We start from the raw sequence: 20,712 nt of genomic DNA on the forward strand, positions 1-20,712 counted from the left end.
CTGCAAAACCTTTATCATGGGTTCGAATCCCATCGTCGCCTCATAAAAAAGCATCCCCAGTTTTCGGGGATGCTTTTCTGTTATCAACACAATCCATTGCCAGTTAGTGATGCATTTACGACATAGAACACACCTGAAAGAAAGCGCAACTAACCAATTATTCGCCCCCAATTTACCAAATTTGATAGGCGAGGCGGCTAAGAAGTATTAATCCGAGAGCGCCAATTGGATCCAGTAGTCGGCATTGCTTCGCCCATAATTGAAAACTTGGATGTAGATCGAATACGTTTCACTCGAATCGGGAATTGTGAAAGTTGTTCGTTCTGAACTCCCATCTTCGGTGGTCAGATAGGTAATTGCATCGGTGGCTTTCTTCATTTGGTTAGCTGAATATACATTTATGGCTACATCGGCATTGTCTGCTGCCCAAAGCGTGATGGCGATTTTTTGGCCTGCTGACAGATTTAATTTATACCAATGGTCGTGCTCTGCTCCTAATTCGCCATATATTTGATCGCTGCCATACCAGGGCAATGCGTCCTTCGCTGCCTTGCCCGATGGTTTTTGTAAATCCCAACTCAGCCAACCCAGATAATCGCGGTCATCAAGGCTGTCTGGCGTTCCAAAATCCACAACCACAAAGTAATTTCCACGCTCCAAGTCATCAATCTGCAATTCAACTGTACAATCATTGTCGTAAACAACCACAATTTCTTCCCAGCAATCTAGCTTGTACTCAACATCTCGAGCCCGACTGCTGCGCGCATCCACAAGTTCATGTTCATGGTCAAATACCGACACAATATAATCGGCTGTGCCCGAAAGCGATTGCAATAAAGTCAAGGGCATTGGTGTCCAAAATGTAAAATCGACATCGGCTTCATTTTCCAACGAGAAATAGAAATAATATTTCCCATCCCGCCCATTCGGAACCGATTCGAGCACAATTCCGTTTTCTCCTTTTTCATTTTTGTGAAAATCTTCGGTAAAACCCAATTGATAGGCTGAGTTATATGAATTTCCCGGACTAACTGGCGAATCCATACCCGCCAGAACCAGCGAAGTGATGCTTAAAACGAATACCAGAGTAACGGTGATAATAAAGTTTTTTAGACGACGATTCATGTGCTTTTCTCCTAAATATACGAATGACCAATCTGTATTAATTGACTTCCGGCAACATAGAGAGAATGCCAATAAGATAATTAAAGGCTTTATGTGCTTTTTGCCCTTCAAGCTCCGCAACAACGTAAGTCCCCTCGATGGGATCCATTCAGGGTATTGTAGGATATGGTGATAATAGTTAGCTGCTTGTCATAGTATAGCGAATTTTCAACTACGCAACCCCGCGAATCAAAATCAGTTCACGCTGCGGAGGGCAGAAATATTCGACGCCATTCTGGGTGACAAGTACATTTTCTTCCAGCCCGATATAGCCGTAGCCTTCAACCATCAGGCCGGGTTCGATGGTGTAAACATGCCCAACTTCAATCGGCTGATGCGGGGTGTCGCCATAACGCTCCCAGGCCGGGCCGAGTACAACGCCGCCATCATGCGCCAGCCGCCCTAATTGATGTCCGGTAGCATATTTATGCCCCTCATACCCCGATTGAATTACAATATCACGCGCGGCGGTATCGACTTGCACGCCAGTACTTCCGGGCTTTAGCGCGGCGACCGCGGCATCAATCGCGGCGAGTACCGTATCGAAACCGCGCTGAACTTCTTCGGGCGGGGTGCTTTCGCCGGGGCGCAGCACATAGCCCATGCGTTGGATGTCGGAGCAATAGTCATTTTTCTTGACACCAAAATCAAAGTGGAGCAGATGACCGGATGCGATGACTAGCTCGGTGGGGCCTCCGTGCCCGATGGGGGAATTTGGCCCGGTGTTGACCGCCGGGCAATGCTCGTAGCTCCAGGCGCTTTCAAGTTGATATTCATCGAGCAATTTGTGCATATACGCGCCGACTTGTTTTTCGGTCATTCCAGGGCGCAGATAGGCGAAGGTGCGCGCGTATATTTCCTCGGTGGTGGCGACCGCTTCTCGAATACGCGTCACCTCCGAGGGAGTCTTGCGTCCCCGCAGGGCGTTGATGATTCCTTCGGCGGGAATGACGCGTTCGTAAAAAGGAGTCTCGGCGAGATAATCCATCAAAATTTGATACAGGCCGTGCGTCAACCCATCGGCATGGACAGTGTTGGGGGATGTGTTGATGGCGATGTGGTGAGGTTGCAGTTCATTCAGAATTTCGAGCAGCACGGGCTTGATGGACTGGTCGTAATAGTGTACGGGGTTGTAGATGCCCAGCCGCTGTACAGCTTCGGCCTCGTAACGGCCTACAATGGCAATGCGCTCTCCGCTGGCGGTGAAGATGAGCGCGCTGGGCCAGGTGAGGTCTTCGGGGCCGAAGATGAAATCGAGTACGGGGTCGCGTAGGGCGGAAGTTTCGCGTACAAACGTCAGCCATAGATCGATATTTTTCTCACGCAAAATTTGTTGGATTTGGTGTGATTTTTCTTGCAGGATACTCATGGATTTTTTATGATGTTTGGAGATACGGCAAAAGAACTCCGAGATTTCAAAAATCTCGGAGTTCCAAATGGAAGAAACCAGACTAGTGTTTCATTGCACCTTGCATAGCGTCATTGGCGAGGTTGGCCTGATTGTAGTCGAGGTCGCCGGGATCTCTTCCACCAGTGCCGTCACCGCTGAGTTCGCCATCGGCCAGGAATTTGCCGGAATCGTCGTCGCCATCTTTGTCGCCAGGGGTTGCGCCGCTACTGCCATCGCTGCCGCCGCTGGGGCCATACATGCGCAGGAAATGGCCGCTTTCGCTGTCCGGGCCGCCGACTGGCTCTTTGGGATCGGGGTTTTCGCTGCCGCTGGGGGAACCTGTGTAGGGCATGGGGGTGTCGCCTTCCAGAGTCAAGGCTCGCCGGTCTACTTCAAAATAACCCTTGCCCCATACCACCTGATATTGTTTACCATTGGCGCAATCTACGATCATATTGCCTGTTTTCGAAGTAGCCCACAACTCGCCCACACCTACAACTGTTTTTTCGCAGCTCTCCGTTGAAGATCCGTGATAGCCTTTGCCATCCACCGTTCCCCAATATTTATTCGTGCCTTTGCCCTTCGTACCGCCGCCGTATTGTCCTACTGGCGGGCCGCCACCAGATTTCGGTGGTGTGCCGGGCGTTTTGCCGCTGCCGCCCCCAGGGCCTTTCATGCCGGGGCCTCCTTGGGGAGTGAGCAATTCTTCGGGGAGTTTGCCATTGCCGATGCGTTGCGGACCCATGTTGCCGGTCTGCCCTTCGGGTTGATCGCTGCCTTCGTTGATGGAACCGCTGACATCGGTTTCTTCGCCGTTCCACTCGGTGAGGGGATCGTTGCCGTCAATCTCGCTGGCCGGCACGCCCGAGGGCTGGCTCTGCTCTGCGGGTGGGGTAGCTGAATCCAGCTTGGGGGTAGATTCAGCATCGAGATCGGCTGCCAACTCTTCCGTGTGGGAACCGTTCCCCGGTTCCTGGCTTTGTCCGCCGTAGCCTTTGCCCGTAAGTGGATCTTGAGCCTCCGATTGCGGTGTGTCCACAGGTGCTGCAGTGAGGGGTGCGGCGGCTACGGTCTGTTCGGTATTGACGATAGCCGCAGTTAGCTCACTTTCAACCGACTCGGCCTGTGCAAAATCTTGGGTTGTCTCGACGCGCGTGCCGGGTTCGTGGGCGGCTTCTTGTAATACCTGATTTTCGGCGCTTTCAACAGCTTCCAGATTCTCTTGGGGTTGAATGGTTTCCATTTCGCTCATCATACACTCCTTGTTTCACCAAATGCTTGTTGCGCTCATATATTTAGTCGGCGCAATGGCGAAAAAAGTAACATGCTAGATTCATGTGGTTGTTTAGCGCTCAATAGAATTGCCGGATGCTTCATCCCAACAATATGGAGCCCAATCAGGCGGGACATTGTTAGCATCAACAGCATCACAAGGGGGCAAATCTTGGCCGATGTGAACAATATTCCATTGCCCATGATCTTTGGCTGCCAGCCAGGCAGCTCCGCCCATTTCGCCGGTCTTATTCACGCCGCCTTCAGCAAAGCTGCCGTCATGCCGCCCCATTGAGAAGTCCAGTTCGGATTCACTCCAGCCGAGTTCTGCCAACAAAGCTTGCTTGATGGATTCTTCATCGTTGAGAGGTTCGGGTTGCGGTGGTGGTTCTCCTTCGGGCGGATGCTCTTCAGGAGGGGGTTCTCCCGGGGGCGGTTCTTCGCCGTGGGGTGGTTCTTCACCTGGATGAAAGTCTTCATCCGGGGGGAATGGCTCTTCGCCGGGAGGCGGGCCTTCTTCGGGGGGGCGGTTTGGCCCAGAATTTATGGGCATATTGCATGCTGTCATGCTGCCCAGCACTGCTAACACGCATAGCAGGGCAAGATATTTCATCAGGATTTGTTTTTTTGTTTTCATATTGAATAAACCTTTAGGGTCTTGCGCCTTACGACAGGTGCTTCTGCGGAATTTTGTAAGTCAGGACATAGACCAACCCGCCGGGGTTGAGATCGCGCCAGACGGAATGCACAACCTGTGCCAGGGTTTGTTGGCCTGCGGCTTCGGCGAAACGATTTTCAACTTCAGCAGCGAAGAAATCAAAAGCTTCTGCGGTCATTTCGCCCAGTCCGGCCCGATCTTCATCAGAAACGGCGTAGCCTGCGGTAGCTTCGCGCGCATCGGCAAACAGTGCGGCACGATATGCTTCGTCGGTGATGGCTTTGCCAATCACATCGACTACGGCTCGCTCGGAGGGATTCATATCTTCATAATCCGGGGCGGGCTGCAAATTTTCACCAGCTTTGACATCGTCAGGGGAAAGCGCCGTTTGACCGCGCAGGTCTGGAGGCGGAGGAGGATCACCGGGTTCTTTGTGTCCGGCAACATTGCCACCGGTACCGGGGTGATCTTTGGCAACCTGAGCGGGTTGCGTAAAGGGACTGGGGCCGTGGTCTGGTTCATCAGCAACTGCGGCAACCGGGCCGGGCAGGTTGATGGGGGTGGCTTCGTCTTTGTCGTCGTCGCCGCTTTGGCTGGCGAGTTCAAACTCGATGCCTTCGGGGATTTCGGCCTGCTCTACAATACCGCGGTCTTCCAGCGGTTCGGCTATTTCGACGGTTTCGTGGGGTTCTACCAGAATTCCGGTGCCTTCGGGCAGGTCGTCGCGGTTGGGGCCGCTGATGAGCTGCATGCCTTCATCGTCTTCGGCGGCAACCGGGCCGGGCAGGTTGATGGGGGTGGCTTCGTCTTTGCCGTCGTCGCCATTGCCGGAGGCTTCGCTGAGTTCCGGGTCTTTGATCAGACCGTCATCGTCGCGGCCAACCGTGCCATCTTCACCCGCGAGTTGAAATTCGATACCTTCAGGCACTTCGGCGGTATCGACCACGCCGCGCTCTTCCGGCTTGTCGGCCATTTCGACAGTTTCGTGGGGTTCTTCCAAAATACCGGTGCCATCGGGCAGATCATCGCGGTTGGGGCCGCTGATAAGCTGCATGCCTTCGTCATCTTCTTCGGCGGATTCCGGACCGGGCAGGTTGATGGGCGTGGCTTCGTCTTTGCCGTCGTCGTCGCCTTCACTGGCAAGCTCAAACTGCATGCCTTCAGGGATTTCGGCCTGTTCAACAATGCCGCGCTCTTCCAGCGGTTCAGCCATTGCGACAGTTTCGTGAGGTTCCACCAACACGCCGCTGCCAGGGGGCAGGTCTTTAGGCTCGTCGGGGCAGGGAGGCGGCGCTTCAGGCTGTCCGGGAGGCTCAACGGCTTCAACCAACGCGCCTTCAACGGCCTCGGCTTGCTCAAAGGTTTGGGTTTCTTCCACGCGGGTTCCGGGTTCAACCGCGGCTTCTTGCAGGGTTTGCTGCTCTACGGCTTCGGTGGTTTCGGTGCTTTCTACATTTTCCTGGGGTTGGATCGTCTCTAGCTCGTTCATCGGTTGCTCCTTTTTGGCTAACTTTGGATGATTCTGCTTATTTAGTCGCTGATACCGATAAAAAAGTAACAGGGTGAGTTAAAAGTTGAAGGTTGGCAGGTTGCAGGTTAGCGATAGTGCGCGATCATTTGCTGGTTCATTGCCTGAAACTTGCGCATCTGCGCTTCGGGGAAGGGGTAGCGCGATTTGGCGGTCGCCAGTGAGATCAGGCAGTAGGATAAATTCCCCAGATGTTTGGCGGAGATATGCCAGCGATCGACTTTGAAGGTTTCGGCGAGATGAGTCAGCGTGAAACGCCACACGGCCTGGACGGGGGGGGTGGTTTGGGCCTCGAGCAGGTTGGGCAAATCCTCGAAGTTGGGCTCGGTAATCAGTGAGAAATACCCGTAGCGGCAGGGAGTTTCGCACAGTTGGCAGCCGCGCTTGCGATGCAGGCGATTTTCGGCTTTGGCGCGCCCCGGGAGTTGGGCTAACTCATCCATCTGTTCCTGAAAAGCGCGGCAAGCCTCGGGGGATGAATCGGCGCTCAGGGCCAGGCGCGCCAACGCGGCCACACGTTCCGGCTCCGGGTTGCGGCTGGCCTGCTGAAAAGCGACGATTAACTTTGAAGCCGCCTCCACAGCCCGGGGCCAGTCATCCCCAAAAGAATCCCGTAGGGGCTGCAAATCTTCCACGCGCTGCGGCGGCACAAATGAGAGCAGGTGCAGGGTGATGAGGGTGTGTTTGAGTGTGTTCATGGGATTGTCCTGTGTGAGGTATCAGGGGGCGGGTGCAGTTAATGGCTTTCGATCAACATAGCTTCTATGGCAAGCCGACAGCCAGCGATATTTTTCATCACTTGCGCATTCCAAAAGCGGAGTACGCGATAGCCTTGCTGTTCAAGGGTTGCGGTTCTTTCCTGGTCGTATTCAACCTGATCCAGATGTTGGCTGCCATCCAGTTCAATCACGAGCTTTTCCTGGACTGCACAGAAATCGACGATATAGTTGCCGATGGCGTGCTGCCTGCGGAACTTAACATTTCTGAGCTTTCTGCCGCGCAACTGTGCCCATAGTTTTCGCTCGGCGGGCGTTGTTGCTTGTCTCAGCGCGGCCGCACGGTGCATGATTTTGGGCGTGCTTCTACGTGGACGCGGCATGTTATTCTCCTTTGCCCCCCTCAATCCCCCCAAATGCCAACCCCGTAAAAAACACGGGGCAAGCGCATGGAATTTGGGGAGAAGTACGTTATTTTGCGCCCACGGATATGCTGTGGACGAAAACGGGGGAGCAGAGCGTCTTCTTCTCCCCGAATTTGACATCTTTTCGTCTCATTCGAGGCTGTATTCTCCCGAGGCTGTATGCTCCCCCAGATTCGACGGTACTATCGTCGCATTTGGGGGAGATGTCACGAAGTGACAGAGGGGGCAGGCTCCAACCGCTCGATCAAAAACAGCACCTCCGCTGCATCGGCATAATTAAGCGCCGGATCATCGCCCAGCGCCGGATCCCGCGAGCCGTTGAGAATGGCGACAATTGCGTTCATCAGCAATTTTAGTGTATCGGGTGTATCTGGATCGCTGGCAAGTTGATTGAAAAGCGGCTGAATTTCGCCAGTTTTTTTCTGAGAAATAAGCCCTAATACGTGCTCAACCAGATTTCCTCCGCCACCCTGCGCATACCCCCCCTGCCGACGATAGGCCAGATAGGCCGCGCGCGCCTGCTCCCAGGCGGCGCGCGCCGCTTTAGCCTGGCCGGTGGCGGTTTCGATGTCGCACAAAATATCGAAGGTTTTCCACGGTTCAGCCGCGTGACCAAATTGGCGGTCACACTCAATCGCCCGCAGGATCTCCGCTCTAGCTTCGTCGTAGCGTTTGATATTTTTTAGGGTGCTGGCTGTATTGCTGCGCACGACCCCTTCCTGGCGCAAATCGCCTGTTTGAACATAAATATCCGCCGCCTTGCGCTCAAAGGTGACCGCTTCTTCCCAACGATTTAAATGGCTTTTATAAAGAAGCCCCAACATGGTCAAACTACTCGCCTGCCCGGCCCGATCATCATTCCGGGACTTAATCTCCAGCGAGCGGCGGTAGGCGGCTTCGGCGCGCTCGAAATCGCCCGCATCCTGATGCACGATGCCGATCTGGTGATAGACAGAAGCGACGGATTTGGGTTCATCCTGCTTTTCGAAGATAGGTAAGGCTTCTTCATAAGCTTCAATGGCTTCTTTATACTTTTTCTGCCTACGCAGAACATCTGCCAGTTGAAACTTTCCCACTGCCACTTGACGGGAATCTTTTTGTTTTTCGGCTCGCTTGATATTTTCATTATAAGTTTCAGCCGCTTCATCCAGCCGCCCCAGGGCTGTCAGGCAGTCGGCTTGTTCGGTCAGAGTCACGGCAGCCATTTGAGCGGCGCTCTCGTTATCATGAATCGCTTCAAACAGTTGCTGGGCTTCAATCAGCACATCAAGGGCGGGTGCTGCCTGCCCGCCTGTTTCCAACACCCGACCGAGCATAAAATGCGCTATCCCCAAATCATAATCCGCGCCTTTATAGGCGGACGTTTTGGCTTTTTCAAGCAGCGCCCGCGCTTTTTCGTAGGCCGGTTGGAGCTGCCCCGCTCCGAGCAGGCGTTCGATCAGCAGGCGTTCATTTTCAAAGCGGGTTTTTCCCCATTCCGGGATCAGGGCGGCGGAGGCTGCCCGCAGTTGCACGGCGCTGTCCAAAGCGCTGGGGCGGTTCAGGTATTCCAGTAATTGCTCAATTTTTCCAGCCGTGCCACTGACCATTTCGGCGCTTGCAATATCCCTATTCAGCAAATCCGCCAGCCAGTCGAGCAGCGCCAGCAGGTTGGGCAGTTCCAGCAGGGTCAGGTTGTTTGCCAATTTGCTATCTTGAAACTTTTGCTGATAAAGAAAACCAACCAATTGCCGCATGGCACCCGCCCAGGCCCCTTCGAGTTGGGCAAAGGCTTCTCTGTTGATGCTCAGTCGCAAATAGGCGGGCAGGGCTGGGTCAAGGCGCAGGTAGTTGTAGTCCTGTATTTCGGCCATACCGGTGTCGATCAGCATTTTGGCTACGGCCACCATATTATCTTCTTCAAGTTCCAGCACCATGCCCATAATTGCCAAATTTCCACCGCCGTGAAAAACGGCCAATCTGTTCACGCGTTGGCGCACTTCGTCCGGCAGGCGGCGTAAAGATAGCTCCACGCTGGCATAGAGCGAGTTTTCACGGTCGCCCTGATTGGCGGCTTCGAGTTTTGCCATCAGGGCGGCAATTTCCTGGGTCGTGTAGGCCACCCCGTCTCTGACTTCACGCGCCAGCAGCACCAGCGCGCGTGGGTGGCAGTTGACGGCGTCCACCAAATTTTCAATTTCTGCGGGCGTGCGAGCATCGTCACTGGCGGGGGGCTGCCAGCCGTGCTGCGCCATGACTCTCTCGACCAACTCAATGGCTTCGTTCTTGTGCAGGCTTCCTAATTCAACCGTGTTGTGCCTGAAGGGCGCGGGCAAAACCTCGCGGCTGGTGAAGAGCAGGCGCGTGTCGGCGGAGGCCGCCAGTAATTTGCCGCACAGGCCGAGCAGTTCGGTCACATCGGCGGCTCCGGCGGGGTTGAGGCCTGCGCTGTCGGGCAGCACACTTTCCAGATTATCGAGCAAAATCAGCGTGGCATGGTCACACAGGGCGCGCGCCACGGGCTGCAGGGCAGCGTCAAGATCCCCGTATTGGGCGGCGGTGTATTTGGGCAGCAACTGCCTGCCGATCACGTCCAGCACGCCTTTCACGTCCTGCACGTTTTGCGGCTCCACACTCACAAAGGCGGCGCGTTCAAAGCGGCTGGAGCGCACCAGCCAGCGCGCCAGTTCCACGGCCAGGGCGGTCTTGCCCATGCCGCCGCTGCCGCGCACCACGGCATAATTTCGCAGTTCCAGCAGGCGCTCCAGATGCAGCAACATGCGGCTGCGGCCCACAAAGTGATGCTCCGGGGGTGCGGGCAATTTGCCCAATTTTAGTTCGTTGCGTTTCGTCGTCAGGCGGGCAGCCGCTTGGCCGGGTCTCACGGTGAAAAGCTGGGGGTCGGCTTCATCCTGATACAAAACCGGCACGAACCAGTCCTGTAAATCCAGTTTCCCCGCGCCCATGATCTTGAAACGGTAGGGATCATCATACAGGGCCATCTGCCCGGCCAGCATGGCATCGCCCACGCGCTGTCCCTCGGCGAGACTCTTGTAAAATGGCTCCACAAAACGGCGGGCGGTCTCCACCAAAACGCTGTGGCTCATCGCCACCACCGAGCCAACGCCCTGCGTAAGTAATGCAGTTGCGACTGAGGCCATCGGGTCTTTAATCGACAATGCACTCTGACAGGCATTCAGGAAGAAAAGCGGTACGCCATAGCCGCGCAATTCGGCAGCTAAATCTTTGGCATAAACCAGATCAAGCAAGCGATTACCCAATTTTTGGCTATCTCTGGGCGATTCAAAGCATAAGGCCCCCAAGCCTTCTCTGCGATCATAAACCCCGTGCCCGTCAAAATGGACAATATCGTAGGGATTATTATCTTCTTTCCCTTTGTCGAGGGCTTGTTTGAGCGCTGAGAATGTAGGGGGATACAAAATATCGACTTTAACCAAATCTTCGCCTAAACGCTCCACAGCCTGCATCAAAGGATTCGCAATCACGCGGTGGTCAATATAGCCAACCGGCTCATCGTTTTCGTCCACTTCGGGGCGCGGGCTGAGCAATAGCACCCGAATGGGGAGTTCGGCTTGCCGGGTGGTCACAGGCTTGCGATTCGGCAAACGGCGGCGCACGCGCACGCTATCCGCTCCCTGCGAGAGATAGCCAACGCCATCGTGCATGATCTCCCAGGGCAGGGCCAGCAGGTCGCTGGCGGCTTCACGGATCAGGGCGGCTTGATCTTCTGGCGTACCTGCGATTGGCTCTCCATCCACCTGTACAGAAAATCTGTGGCTGCCGGTTGCACGTTTCCATGCATCGTAGGCTTCGCGCCCCTCCCATAAATTCGACAGCTCCACCGTCGTATTTGGGGGAGGCTGGGTGGGGGCAAGGTTGGCTCCCAAAACAGCATCGAAAAGCGCCTTGCCCCATTCGGGCAGGTTTTTTTCGGTTTTCCTGGCTCTGTCTTTGAAGACCCCGGTAGGCCACTGATAATATTTCTCGATATACCAGCGGACTTCGCCCAACTCCACGGCTCCCAGCGGCGCGGTGAAGCGGTAGCGTTTGCTCTTGATTGCGCGGCTGACCCCCCTCGCTCCCCCCGCCGCGGGGGGATGTGCGGGGTTGTAGATCAACTCGGCGGTGGCGGTTGCCCGGCGCAGGCCGTCTTTCTCCGTGATGATGGGATCGGTCAGTTCGAGAATCAATTCTTCGACGGGTTCGGCGGTGAGTTCTACGGCTGTTTCCCAATCGTTGGGGAGTTGATGTTCCAGCGCGGCGAAAATTTTGGGCATGGCTTCGCTTACGCCGGTTGGTTTGTCTTCGACAAAAATGTGTACGGGTTCTTTCGGGAACAAGAGTTTGAGAATCCCTGCCTGAACGCCCGGCAAAACCACCGAAATTATTTTGTAGCCATCCGTTCGTTTTTCGGCTTCATCCAACGCCATTTTGACTTCTTTTTGCACCCACTCGGAATTTAACGCATCAATGCTGATGACCACCAAAAATTGGCGCGCTGAGCGCACTTTTTTCTCGATAGTTGTTTCAAGCTCGTCGCCCCCGGTTAGCTCGCGCGAATCAACCCAGGGAAGTTCATCAAATAATTCCAGCGTTTCACGCAGCTTTTTTACAAAAGCATCATTCTTCGAAGAGTGCGAGATAAAAATATGTTCTTTGCTCATTGAATTTCTTTCATTGACTATACAGATGGACGTGTTCCATTTTAGTTGGAGCGCCTTAGTTCCCTCACCCCGGCCCTCTCCCAGAGGGAGAGGGGGCAAGGCGGCCTTAGCTCCTCTCCCCTTGGGAGAGGGGTTGGGGTGAGGGCGATAACTTCTGCATTGGCGTATAGGCCACCTTGACCCACGAAGCCATATCGTCCTGAATACCCGCCACAATCGCCTGCCCAACCTTGAGCCGGGCGATGACTTTGGCCTGATCTTCGGTCAACGCCAGCGCGCCCGACATCGAATCGCGGTCGTCGGCGGCGACGAGACGATGGATGATCTTGAGATTGGTGTTCTTGATCGCGTCGGGGACGAGTTTGGCGGGAACCTGGTCGATGATCGCCATGCCCTGCCCGTAGGCGCGGATCTCAGCGAGGATGTCGGCGAACATCTCGCCCATCTTGGCCTGCGGATTGGCGGAATCGGCCCGGTGTGGGGCCGAGCGCAATACGCGGTGGGCTTCTTCGATAATCGCCAGATGGCGCAACTCGCTCGATTCGGGTGAACCCAGACTCTCGTGCTGCGCCTGACGGTACTCGTACATGAAGTTGAGCAGCAGCGCCATTGTGAAGCACTTATCGGCGTCGTCGCCCAGATATTGCAAATTGACCACCACCGGGCGGTCAAGGAGTTCCGCCCATGGGGTAGAAAACGGCTGGTCAAACATGCGTCCCTTCCAGCCGCGCAGCAGCGAGCCAATGCGCGTGCGCAGCGCGGCGGTGATATTGGCCGTAATGCGCTCTTCATAGCCCTTCTCGCGCACCACGCCGGTGATGCGATTATACAAATTCTCCAGTGTGGGGCGGCCAACTCCCGCAGGCGGCAGGCTCTCTTCCAGCCAGCCCTGACTGTCGTATAAATCCACCAGCGCTTCTTCGAGAATCACGGGCAAAATTTCGTACATGGGGAAGCTGGCATTGAAAATGGATTTCAGCCGGTCGAGATGCGGCATCACCTGCGTGGTGGCCCCCGGAATTTGCACAATATCAAAGGGGTTCAGGTGCAGTTGCTCTAACGCATGCCCGCCCCAATCCGAGCGCCCCGGCATGTAAACGGCAATCTTGCGGTCAAACGTCCCGGCCTGATTATAGGCCAGCGCCAATTGCACATACTCATCTTTGGCGGGTTCAATCACCAAAAAGTTCTTGCCCCGTTCCATCAACTCGCTGATAATCCGGCGGCAGGTGTTCGATTTTCCGCTGCCGGTGATGCCGGTGATGAAAATATGGCGCGTCAGGCTGTCCAAATCCACATCGTAGCGCAGGCCGGGGATTTCTTCGCCGCCTTCGAGCAAATTGCCCAAATGCAGGGCGTTGGCCGGATTTTCAGGCTCCGGCGGATTCAGGCTGAAGAAAGCCGTCGGCTGCATGGGCATACCGGGCATTTCTTTTAAGGGAAGATTGGCGAGCAGCGAGAGTTCTTCCGTGTTCATCGGGGTGGTGAGGCCCTCGAAGGCGTTTCCGATCGGGTGCTGGATGAACGCATCCGACCCCGGGGCTGCCAGCCGCAAAGGAGGCTGGGTGAACGCATCCAGCGCCACCTGCGCCTGACCATCCCACACCGGCGAAAGATCATGGAAACGCACCGGCTCGAAGGCCGTCTTCTCCCCGCTGACCAGCGCTTTCAACTGCGCCTGAGCCTGCGCCGCCGTCTCGCTCTGATTGCTGAGCAAATACACGCCCACGTTCCAGCAGCCCTGGGCGCGGGCGGTCTCGAAACGCTCCACAGTTTGATGGAGCAATTTCTCACAGGCTTCGGCATGACGGTTGAGATATTCGCGCCCAAACGAAAGCGACTCATTCGTCGAAGTCCCCTCGCTGAAGGCGCGCCCGGTCGTGCGCCCGGTGGTTTCGGATTCGGACGATGTGCGCCCCGCAACAGATGAACTCGTCGTGGAGGGCAGCAACTGCCCAAACATACCCAGCATCCCGGAGAGCAAGAACGGCCCTCCGGTGGCCACCAGCAGCGCCGAAACTGCCCCCAGCCCAACGCCTTTCAAGCCCTTCACCGCGCCCGAAGATTTTTCCATCTCGGTGCCCAGTACGCCCTTGTTACGTCCGGCGCTTTCGCTCTCGGACACCCCATCTGTCTTTGCCGTGGAGGCGCTTTCACCCTCCGAGCGGGAGATGCTTTCGGTCATTCCGCTGCCGCTGCTGCGGTTGAGGGTGGCCTTCGTAAAAGCGTGTACCTGCCCGGAAAGCGTGTGACACGATGAAATAATCTCGCCCACTTCGGCCTCGGCCATTGGCTCGGCCACAACCATATAGAGATACGGCTTGCCGCGCAGGCCGCGCATGAAGCGATCTAAACTCTGGGGGTAGCTCTGCGCTTTGTCGCTCTTCTTCACCGATGGAATCCCCGTAAAGGCGCGTGCATGGCGGTAGGTACTCAGGGGTACATGCACATGCCGCGCCACCTGCTCGTAATCTTCCACCAATTTAACGCGTGTCCCCGGCCAATTTGACCCCAAAAATTGGCCGACCTGCTCGGCAAAAATACGCGGCTGCGTGCCGCCCTCCCGCGCCACCACGCCGATATAAATGCGGTTGCGCAGCCCGTCGCTGGAGACCATGAAGATGAGCGCATAGCGCGGGTCGTGACAGGCCGCCAGGGTGGTCTGGATGGCAGTAAAATACTCGCTCATGTCTTCGCGCACCGGTTTGCCAACTTGCTCCAACGACAGCATGGCTAAATCCGGCTGCTGAGTGATTTCGACCTCAGCCATGCGCACCACGTCACGCTCGACCACCGGGCCGTCGAGGTAGTCGCGCCGCAAGGTAAACAGCAGCGACTTCGAGAGCGCGTCGCCAGCCTCCATCAGCATTTCGGGGGTCAGTTCGGCGTATGAATCCGATTCGGTGGGGATGATATTGGTTTCGTCGGTCATGTGTGAGGCCTTCTTTTATGAGACCTCCGAGGTTTTAAAAACCTCGGAGGTCTGTTCTTATTCCATTAGCCAGTCAATCGCTGCCTGACGCTCGGTGAACACGCGCACATTGAAACCGCGGTTGCGGGCCGCGGTCTCGAAGAATTTCAGATCTTCTGCCCCGGCGGGTATCGGGGGCAAAATGATGGCGTCTTTATACTTGCGGATGTCGGGAAATTCCTCGAACATACGCGCCAGATCGTAAACATCGAGGGTCGAGCCGCCGCCAGGTTGAACCAGCGAACAATCCACCAAAAAATTCTTACAATTCTTCTCAACGGCCAATATATAGGCTTTTTGAAGAACTTCCTGAACTTCTTCTGGTGGCGTCTGCCCCTGATAGGTGATAACAACGGTGTTGATTTCTTCGGAATATATAATTTCTTTTATCATATTCTATTCTCCTGAATCGGCTTGGGGCATTTACGTCAGGGGGATTCCTGATCCTGACTTACCCAATTTCTACAATAAATTCTCGATCGCCAAACCGAATTTTTTCGGCGCGGTTTAATAAAAAAGGCAGCCGGGTTTGAATACGCTCATCATTGACGAAGGTGCCGTTGGTACTGCCCAGATCGGTCACGGCCAGCGTATCTCCGCTCAGGTGGATTTCGGCATGATTGCGAGAGACTTTCTCGCTGTCGAGCCAGATGTGGGCAGCGCGGGCGCGGCCGACCTTTGTGGTGGCGCCCGCTTCGAGAATGTATACCTGCCCCTCGGGGTCGATAAGTCGCCACGCCGGCTCGAGGGCCGAATCCGCTTCGGAGGCAGGAGCCAACCGCGAAGGCGGTTCGATTACCAGGCTGGCGCCGGGCTGAATCATCCCCATTTGTGCGCCATATTCCAGCGCCACACCGCGCACCACCATCTCATCGGGATTATCCGCCAGCACAACTTTTTCATCCCCAAAGCGGGCGCTCAGATAATGCACAATGCTGTATAACTGCGCCCCGCCGCCGACCAGCGTCACCTGTCCAATTTCGCCTTCAGTCAGGTTCAGCGTGTTTAGGGCTTGGGTGATCAGGATTTCGAAATTCTGGTTGAGTTGCCCGGCCACGCGCTCGAAAGTGACCTGATCGAGTTTGATCAGCCGCCGGTAAATTTCGCCACTGCGCAGTACCAGGGTGAACGTGCGCTGAGCGCTTGCCGCGCCGCCCTGCGGGTTTTGTAGCAACGCCCGGCTGAGGGCCTCTTTGAGACGTTTACCGAAGACGCGCAGCGTAGTTAGCGCGGTGGGATCATTCGCGAGGAGTGTGCCAGGGATGCCCATTTCCTCAGCCAGATAGGCGGCGAGGGCCGCATCGTACAGGCCGCCACCGAAAGGCTGCCCGTAGCGTCCGAGGATGAGCAACTCACCGCTGTGCGGATCGATCCTCCCGGCGACAATATCGCTGCTGCTGCCGCCAACATCCACAATCAGTGTGATCCCCGCTGTGCTGATCGGGTTGAGCAAACCCTGATGGTTCAGACTCAGGATGGCGCCCTCGGGTTCGGCCACAAAGCGCAGATGGGGGTGCATGGCTTCGGGGAAGCAACTGCGGACCAACGCCTGAAATTCATTGAAGAGCGTGCCGTTATGCTCATCGCGCCAGTGGACAGGATAAGCGAAGGCGAAACGCAGGCGATCATCAAAATCGCTGGCGCGCCATTTTTCGCGCCGGATTTGCTCCAGAACGGCTTCGAGCATCAGGCGGGTGTAGTTGAGCGCCTGGGCGTGGGTATAGCGTTGTTGGTGGGGCAGGGGATTCGGTTCCAGATGGGCACCGATGCAGGGCTTGAAATATTCGCGCACGCGGGCGCGGGCGGTTTCATCTTCGAGCTGCATCTGAGCGATTTCGCCAATGCTCTCCACAGACGCGCCATCCGGGGTCAGCGTGAGCGCGGCGGGCAAATTGCGGTCGCTGAAACTGGTCAGGGGTGCAGGCTGCGGGTCGCCGAGAATGCGCAGAGCATTGCCCGCGCGCTGATACCCGGCCCGGTAGAGCCGCCAGTTGGTCGCGCCGCAATCGAGTGCAAATAGGGTGAGCTGCATTGGGTTTATTATAGACGAAAATACACCCTGACCATGCAGACTGTCGGAAATGTAAGCATTTCGACAAGAATTGCGATTTCCAGCCCGAAGTCTTGTATAATACGATAGATTAGGGTCTGGGCGCACGATCTGCTTCTTGCTCTAATAGACAAAATCTACAAAGTAATTTCACCACGAAGACACAAAGGCACCAAGGACAACAAAAAAATAATTTGCACTACTTCGCGTCTTTGGGCCTTTGAGGTAAATCCCTATATTCGGAGATATTCATGGCAACACTGGCAGGGCAAATGCTGGGCAAATATCAGGTCATCGAACGCCTGGGGCGCGGGGGCATGGCTGAAGTCTACAAGGCGCATCATCCACAACTTGAACGCTACGCGGCCATCAAAGTGCTGCACCATTTTCTCGCCGAAGGCAAGGATTTTACGGCGCGTTTCCAGCGCGAGGCCAAGGCCATCGCAACCCTGCGTCACCCCAATATTGTGCAGGTGTACGATTTTGAGAGTCAGGATGACCTCTATTATATGATTATGGAGTTCGTCGATGGCGGCACGCTCAAAGATCGCCTGTTGCAATCCGCAGCTCCGCTGCCTTACGCCGAAATTGTGCATATCATTCAGGAAACCGCCTCGGCCCTCGGATACGCCCATCGCCAGGGTATGCTGCACCGCGATATCAAGCCTGCCAACGTGCTGCTTGGCAAAGATGGCCGGGTTGTACTCACCGATTTTGGCATCGCTCGCATTCTCAGCGATACCCAATTCACCGCCACTGGCACGCTGGTCGGCACCCCATCTTATATGTCACCCGAACAGGGCATGGGCTTGCACGTCAGCGCCGCCAGCGACATCTATTCATTGGGTGTGATCCTCTACGAGATGGTCACCGGCAAAGTGCCCTTCGATTCCGATACCCCCCTGGCCGTGATCCACAAACATATCAACGAACCGCTGCCGCGTCCCCGTTCTCTGCGCCCCGATATTCCCCCCGCGCTGGAAGCCGTGATCGAAAAAGCGCTCGAAAAAGACCCGGCGCAGCGCTATGCTTCGGCGGATGAATTCAAAAACGCGCTGGATGAGGCCTTTGATGTGATTCCTGTACCCCAGCAGGATGCTCGCCGCGCCCCCTCGGCGGCTGAGGCGCGGTCAAGAGAAAGGCTCCCCGAGGTTTATGACAAAGCCACCGTCGCCATGCAGGCCCAAGATGATCCCATCTCGAAGCAAACCATCGCTTCGCGTCCCACCGTGGCTATGGAGCCTGCCGAAGCGGATATGGCCGAAAAAGCCACCGTCGCTATGGAAGTCGAAGCGCCGATGCCCCAAAAGAGTCAGAGGGTCTCAGAGCGCCAAAGCGGGCAAACGAGCCAACCAGCCGCCCGGGCGAATCGAATAAAAATAATCTTTGGTTTCATCGGCGCAGCCATCCTCGCCCTGCTGCTCATCTGGGGGATTCCCAAACTCTCCGGCGGAGGTAGCGCGACAGAATGTGTATCCATTGAAGAATGCCAGATTTTGGCGGAGGAGCTTCTCCGCAACGGTGATGCCACTGCCGCGGTGGAAACCCTGGATGTGGCCCTGCGCTATGCCGACGCGGAAGCGCATCCACATCACGCGCATTTATGGTGTTTAAGGGGCGAAGCGCTGGCTTCGTTAGAGCGTTTCGACGAGGCCATTTGGAGTTTTGAAGATTGTCAGGGTTGGACGGAAGGCGATCCCGGCCTGGAAGACCTGCGTGTTTTCGCCCAAGAGCAATTGGATATGCTGCACTCGCGATGAAAAAAGTACTCATCACGGGCTTTGGCCCCTTCCAGCATATTGCCGTCAATCCAGCGTTGTTGCTAATCGAGGCCTTGGGGAAATCGAATAATTTGCCTGCCAATATGGATTTGCGCCGCGCCATTCTACCGGTGGTTTATGGTCAGGCTGGGGAACAGATTCAAACCCTGATCCGCGAGATTCAGCCCGATGTGTTGATCTCGTTTGGTGTGGCCTCCTCGAAAGCACAAATCAACCTCGAGCGCGTTGCCATTAACGTGCAAGATGCCCCCTATCCCGATAACGCCGGGATTCTCAAACAGGGCGATCCTATCCACCCCACCGGAGCGGGCGCTTATTTCAGCAATTTACCCTTGCTGGAACTGAAATCGATCATCGAGGCCGCGGGTAGCCCGGCAGTAATTTCGAATCATGCCGGAGCCTATATTTGCAACGAAGTTTTCTACGCCGCCGCGCGCGAGATTCAGGCATTGGGGTTGCCAACGCGCTTCGGCTTCATCCACTTGCCCGAGATTGCCGAAACCGCCCAGGGCGAGACTAAGAACGATTTCACGCTGTCAAAACTGGTGCAAGCCGCCGAGGCAATGTTGGTTTGGCTTACGGCATTTCACACTCACATGTCTCAGGATTCCACACTGTTTGCACCGATGTAGAACCAAAAACAAACCGCGGGCAACCCTCTTGCGGCTCGGTTTCGGTACAAGTTTGATCGGGAGGGGGAGGGGTGTGCGTAGCCGTTGGGGTAGGAGAAGGCAAAGGGCATAGACCCGGGTAATCGCTGGTCGGCTCAAAACCGTAGGTCCAGCGGCAGGTATTATCGAGCGAATATAATTCGGCCAGCGGATAGTGGTCATTCCCTATCGCGGGGGAACCGGCCTGTGCCAGCGTGAAATGGTCGTTGTAATCAAACCAGGCAGGTTCATTAACTGCGGCTTCACTCCAGCCACCCCATAAGAAAGTGCTTGCTGAACCAATCAGGCTGTGCTTGAAAGCCAGTTGCACGCGCTGGGGAAATGTGGGCGCCCGTCGCACCCAGGCGGCATCGGGGTCATCGCCAATACCCGCGTTGAAAACGCGCTCATCGTAGCCATCAATACCCGATAACGGGGCCTCCGCGCGCATCGGGGTGAAGCCCCCCACATCGTCGTTGCTGTCACGCCAAACGGTGACTCCGTCCGTCGTCCAGCCTTCGGAAGCAGGCACCCGGCCGCTGATCAGCCAGTCGCCGCGCCCGTCCCGATCCAGATCAATCTCAATGGCATAGTAGGCTTCCGCATCAACAGGCGGCTCGGCTTCCAGATGCAAGATCACATAAATCCACTCTGCGCCTTCGCCGATCTCCACTTTGATAATATCCAGATAGGGCTGATAATCCATCTCATTGGCCGTGAAGGGGCGTTCAAGCAAATTGATATTCAAATTATCGCCAATCGCCCGATGTTCTGCCGCAAACACTTTGGAAGATAAATCGGAAACCCAGGTGCGGATTTTAGCCGGTTCGCCGGGTTGGGTGAGATGTTCAATCTCTGGGGAAGGCGTGGATGTGGCGGGGGCTGCATCGGCGGGAAATGGCGTGTCGGTGGGGGTTGCAATATCCGCGGGGATTTCGGCCACTTGCTCCTGAGGCTGTACAGCCGCGATCACCGTGAGGGTGGCTGGATAATCTACCTCAGACTGCACCGAACCGCCCGGAAGGTTACACGCCAGGATGGCGCTGATCAGGGCCGTTGCAATCCCAAGCAACCAGCGTTGCTTATTACGTAAAAAGTGTAGCTTCTTCATAAAAAACTCCCTATACGAATATTACGATCGTCGATTCAATGACAATGATACAGTTGCAGAGAGAAAACCTTGCTATTCTATTATTGCAGGTTGTGATGCATTTTGCAATCGCATCAAAGGTACTATTGCACAATCCGGAAGGGTGTTTTGCTACTTGCGCCGGATAACAAAAAAAATGGATACTTGTTTCTTGGGCTAAAAAGAACCTGTCATTCCGACCAGAGGGAGGAATCCCTGTGCTGAAATGTGAAGATGTCTCAGCATCGACACAATTTTAAGAACTTCTGTATTCATCAACGGAAGTGTGAACATTGACAATCACATAAGCCAGG

At 55.5% G+C, this 20,712-nt stretch carries 14 protein-coding genes; 2 read left to right on the top strand and 12 right to left on the bottom strand.

All coding sequences use genetic code 11. The features are described 5' to 3' along the window. Positions 1-207 precede the first annotated feature (207 nt). The 11 genes from HN413_06015 to HN413_06065 all read right to left on the bottom strand — a co-directional run bounded on the left by HN413_06015 (position 208) and on the right by HN413_06065 (position 16,820). Complete coding sequence (locus HN413_06015; GenBank protein ID MBT3389947.1) at positions 208-1,236, bottom strand: hypothetical protein; 1,029 nt, start codon at positions 1,234-1,236, stop codon at positions 208-210. 100 nt (positions 1,237-1,336) lie between these two features. Continuing rightward, complete coding sequence (locus tag HN413_06020) at positions 1,337-2,533, bottom strand: aminopeptidase P family protein (GenBank protein MBT3389948.1); 1,197 nt, start codon at positions 2,531-2,533, stop codon at positions 1,337-1,339. An 82-nt stretch (positions 2,534-2,615) separates the two neighbouring features. Continuing rightward, positions 2,616-3,809 carry a hypothetical protein gene (locus tag HN413_06025; protein ID MBT3389949.1) on the bottom strand — a complete coding sequence of 398 codons (1,194 nt, stop codon included), beginning with the start codon at positions 3,807-3,809 and terminating at the stop codon, positions 2,616-2,618. Between the two features lie 90 nt (positions 3,810-3,899). Next, positions 3,900-4,463 (bottom strand): hypothetical protein, encoded by a 564-nt coding sequence (locus HN413_06030; protein ID MBT3389950.1) that lies wholly within the window; start codon positions 4,461-4,463, stop codon positions 3,900-3,902. A 28-nt stretch (positions 4,464-4,491) separates the two neighbouring features. Beyond that, a complete protein-coding gene (locus HN413_06035; protein MBT3389951.1) occupies positions 4,492-5,973 on the bottom strand; it encodes a hypothetical protein in 1,482 nt (493 codons plus the stop codon). A gap of 107 nt (positions 5,974-6,080) precedes the next feature. Then, complete coding sequence (locus HN413_06040) at positions 6,081-6,710, bottom strand: hypothetical protein (GenBank protein ID MBT3389952.1); 630 nt, start codon at positions 6,708-6,710, stop codon at positions 6,081-6,083. A gap of 38 nt (positions 6,711-6,748) precedes the next feature. Then, complete coding sequence (locus tag HN413_06045; protein MBT3389953.1) at positions 6,749-7,078, bottom strand: endonuclease domain-containing protein; 330 nt, start codon at positions 7,076-7,078, stop codon at positions 6,749-6,751. Positions 7,079-7,359: 281 nt separating this feature from the next. Beyond that, positions 7,360-11,817, bottom strand: coding sequence for a tetratricopeptide repeat protein (locus HN413_06050; GenBank protein MBT3389954.1), 4,458 nt, complete (start codon positions 11,815-11,817; stop codon positions 7,360-7,362). A gap of 106 nt (positions 11,818-11,923) precedes the next feature. Further along, on the bottom strand, positions 11,924-14,749 hold the full coding sequence (locus HN413_06055) for an ATP-binding protein (protein ID MBT3389955.1): 2,826 nt from the start codon (positions 14,747-14,749) through the stop codon (positions 11,924-11,926). Between the two features lie 57 nt (positions 14,750-14,806). Beyond that, positions 14,807-15,181, bottom strand: a complete 375-nt coding sequence (locus HN413_06060; GenBank protein MBT3389956.1) for a hypothetical protein — start codon at positions 15,179-15,181, stop codon at positions 14,807-14,809. A 58-nt stretch (positions 15,182-15,239) separates the two neighbouring features. Continuing rightward, positions 15,240-16,820 (bottom strand): FHA domain-containing protein, encoded by a 1,581-nt coding sequence (locus tag HN413_06065; protein ID MBT3389957.1) that lies wholly within the window; start codon positions 16,818-16,820, stop codon positions 15,240-15,242. Positions 16,821-17,089: 269 nt separating this feature from the next. On the opposite strand from HN413_06065, the gene HN413_06070 reads away from it, so the two are divergent. Both HN413_06070 and HN413_06075 read left to right on the top strand, forming a co-directional pair. Next, positions 17,090-18,598, top strand: coding sequence for a serine/threonine protein kinase (locus HN413_06070; GenBank protein MBT3389958.1), 1,509 nt, complete (start codon positions 17,090-17,092; stop codon positions 18,596-18,598). Beyond that, positions 18,595-19,251 carry a hypothetical protein gene (locus tag HN413_06075; protein ID MBT3389959.1) on the top strand — a complete coding sequence of 219 codons (657 nt, stop codon included), beginning with the start codon at positions 18,595-18,597 and terminating at the stop codon, positions 19,249-19,251. The genes HN413_06070 and HN413_06075 overlap by 4 nt, the downstream gene beginning before the upstream one ends. On the opposite strand, the gene HN413_06080 is transcribed toward HN413_06075, so the two are convergent. Next, positions 19,196-20,380, bottom strand: a complete 1,185-nt coding sequence (locus HN413_06080) for a hypothetical protein (protein ID MBT3389960.1) — start codon at positions 20,378-20,380, stop codon at positions 19,196-19,198. The two genes, HN413_06075 and HN413_06080, sit on opposite strands and share 56 nt — an antisense overlap. Positions 20,381-20,712: the final 332 nt, after the last annotated feature.

It is taken from the genome of Chloroflexota bacterium (genome assembly GCA_018648225.1).
Lineage (GTDB): Bacteria > Chloroflexota > Anaerolineae > Anaerolineales > UBA11858 > NIOZ-UU35.

Excerpts from the sequence above, each read along its gene's own strand:
- HN413_06020 (MBT3389948.1), bottom strand. The coding sequence starts at position 2,533 with ATGAGTATCCTGCAAGAAAAATCACACCAAATCCAACAAATTTTGCGT.
- HN413_06025 (MBT3389949.1), bottom strand. The coding sequence starts at position 3,809 with ATGATGAGCGAAATGGAAACCATTCAACCCCAAGAGAATCTGGAAGCT.
- HN413_06030 (MBT3389950.1), bottom strand. The coding sequence starts at position 4,463 with ATGAAAACAAAAAAACAAATCCTGATGAAATATCTTGCCCTGCTATGC.
- HN413_06035 (MBT3389951.1), bottom strand. The coding sequence starts at position 5,973 with ATGAACGAGCTAGAGACGATCCAACCCCAGGAAAATGTAGAAAGCACC.
- HN413_06040 (MBT3389952.1), bottom strand. The coding sequence starts at position 6,710 with ATGAACACACTCAAACACACCCTCATCACCCTGCACCTGCTCTCATTT.
- HN413_06045 (MBT3389953.1), bottom strand. The coding sequence starts at position 7,078 with ATGCACCGTGCGGCCGCGCTGAGACAAGCAACAACGCCCGCCGAGCGA.
- HN413_06050 (MBT3389954.1), bottom strand. The coding sequence starts at position 11,817 with ATGAGCAAAGAACATATTTTTATCTCGCACTCTTCGAAGAATGATGCT.
- HN413_06055 (MBT3389955.1), bottom strand. The coding sequence starts at position 14,749 with ATGACCGACGAAACCAATATCATCCCCACCGAATCGGATTCATACGCC.
- HN413_06060 (MBT3389956.1), bottom strand. The coding sequence starts at position 15,181 with ATGATAAAAGAAATTATATATTCCGAAGAAATCAACACCGTTGTTATC.
- HN413_06065 (MBT3389957.1), bottom strand. The coding sequence starts at position 16,820 with ATGCAGCTCACCCTATTTGCACTCGATTGCGGCGCGACCAACTGGCGG.
- HN413_06070 (MBT3389958.1), top strand. The coding sequence starts at position 17,090 with ATGGCAACACTGGCAGGGCAAATGCTGGGCAAATATCAGGTCATCGAA.
- HN413_06075 (MBT3389959.1), top strand. The coding sequence starts at position 18,595 with ATGAAAAAAGTACTCATCACGGGCTTTGGCCCCTTCCAGCATATTGCC.
- HN413_06080 (MBT3389960.1), bottom strand. The coding sequence starts at position 20,380 with ATGAAGAAGCTACACTTTTTACGTAATAAGCAACGCTGGTTGCTTGGG.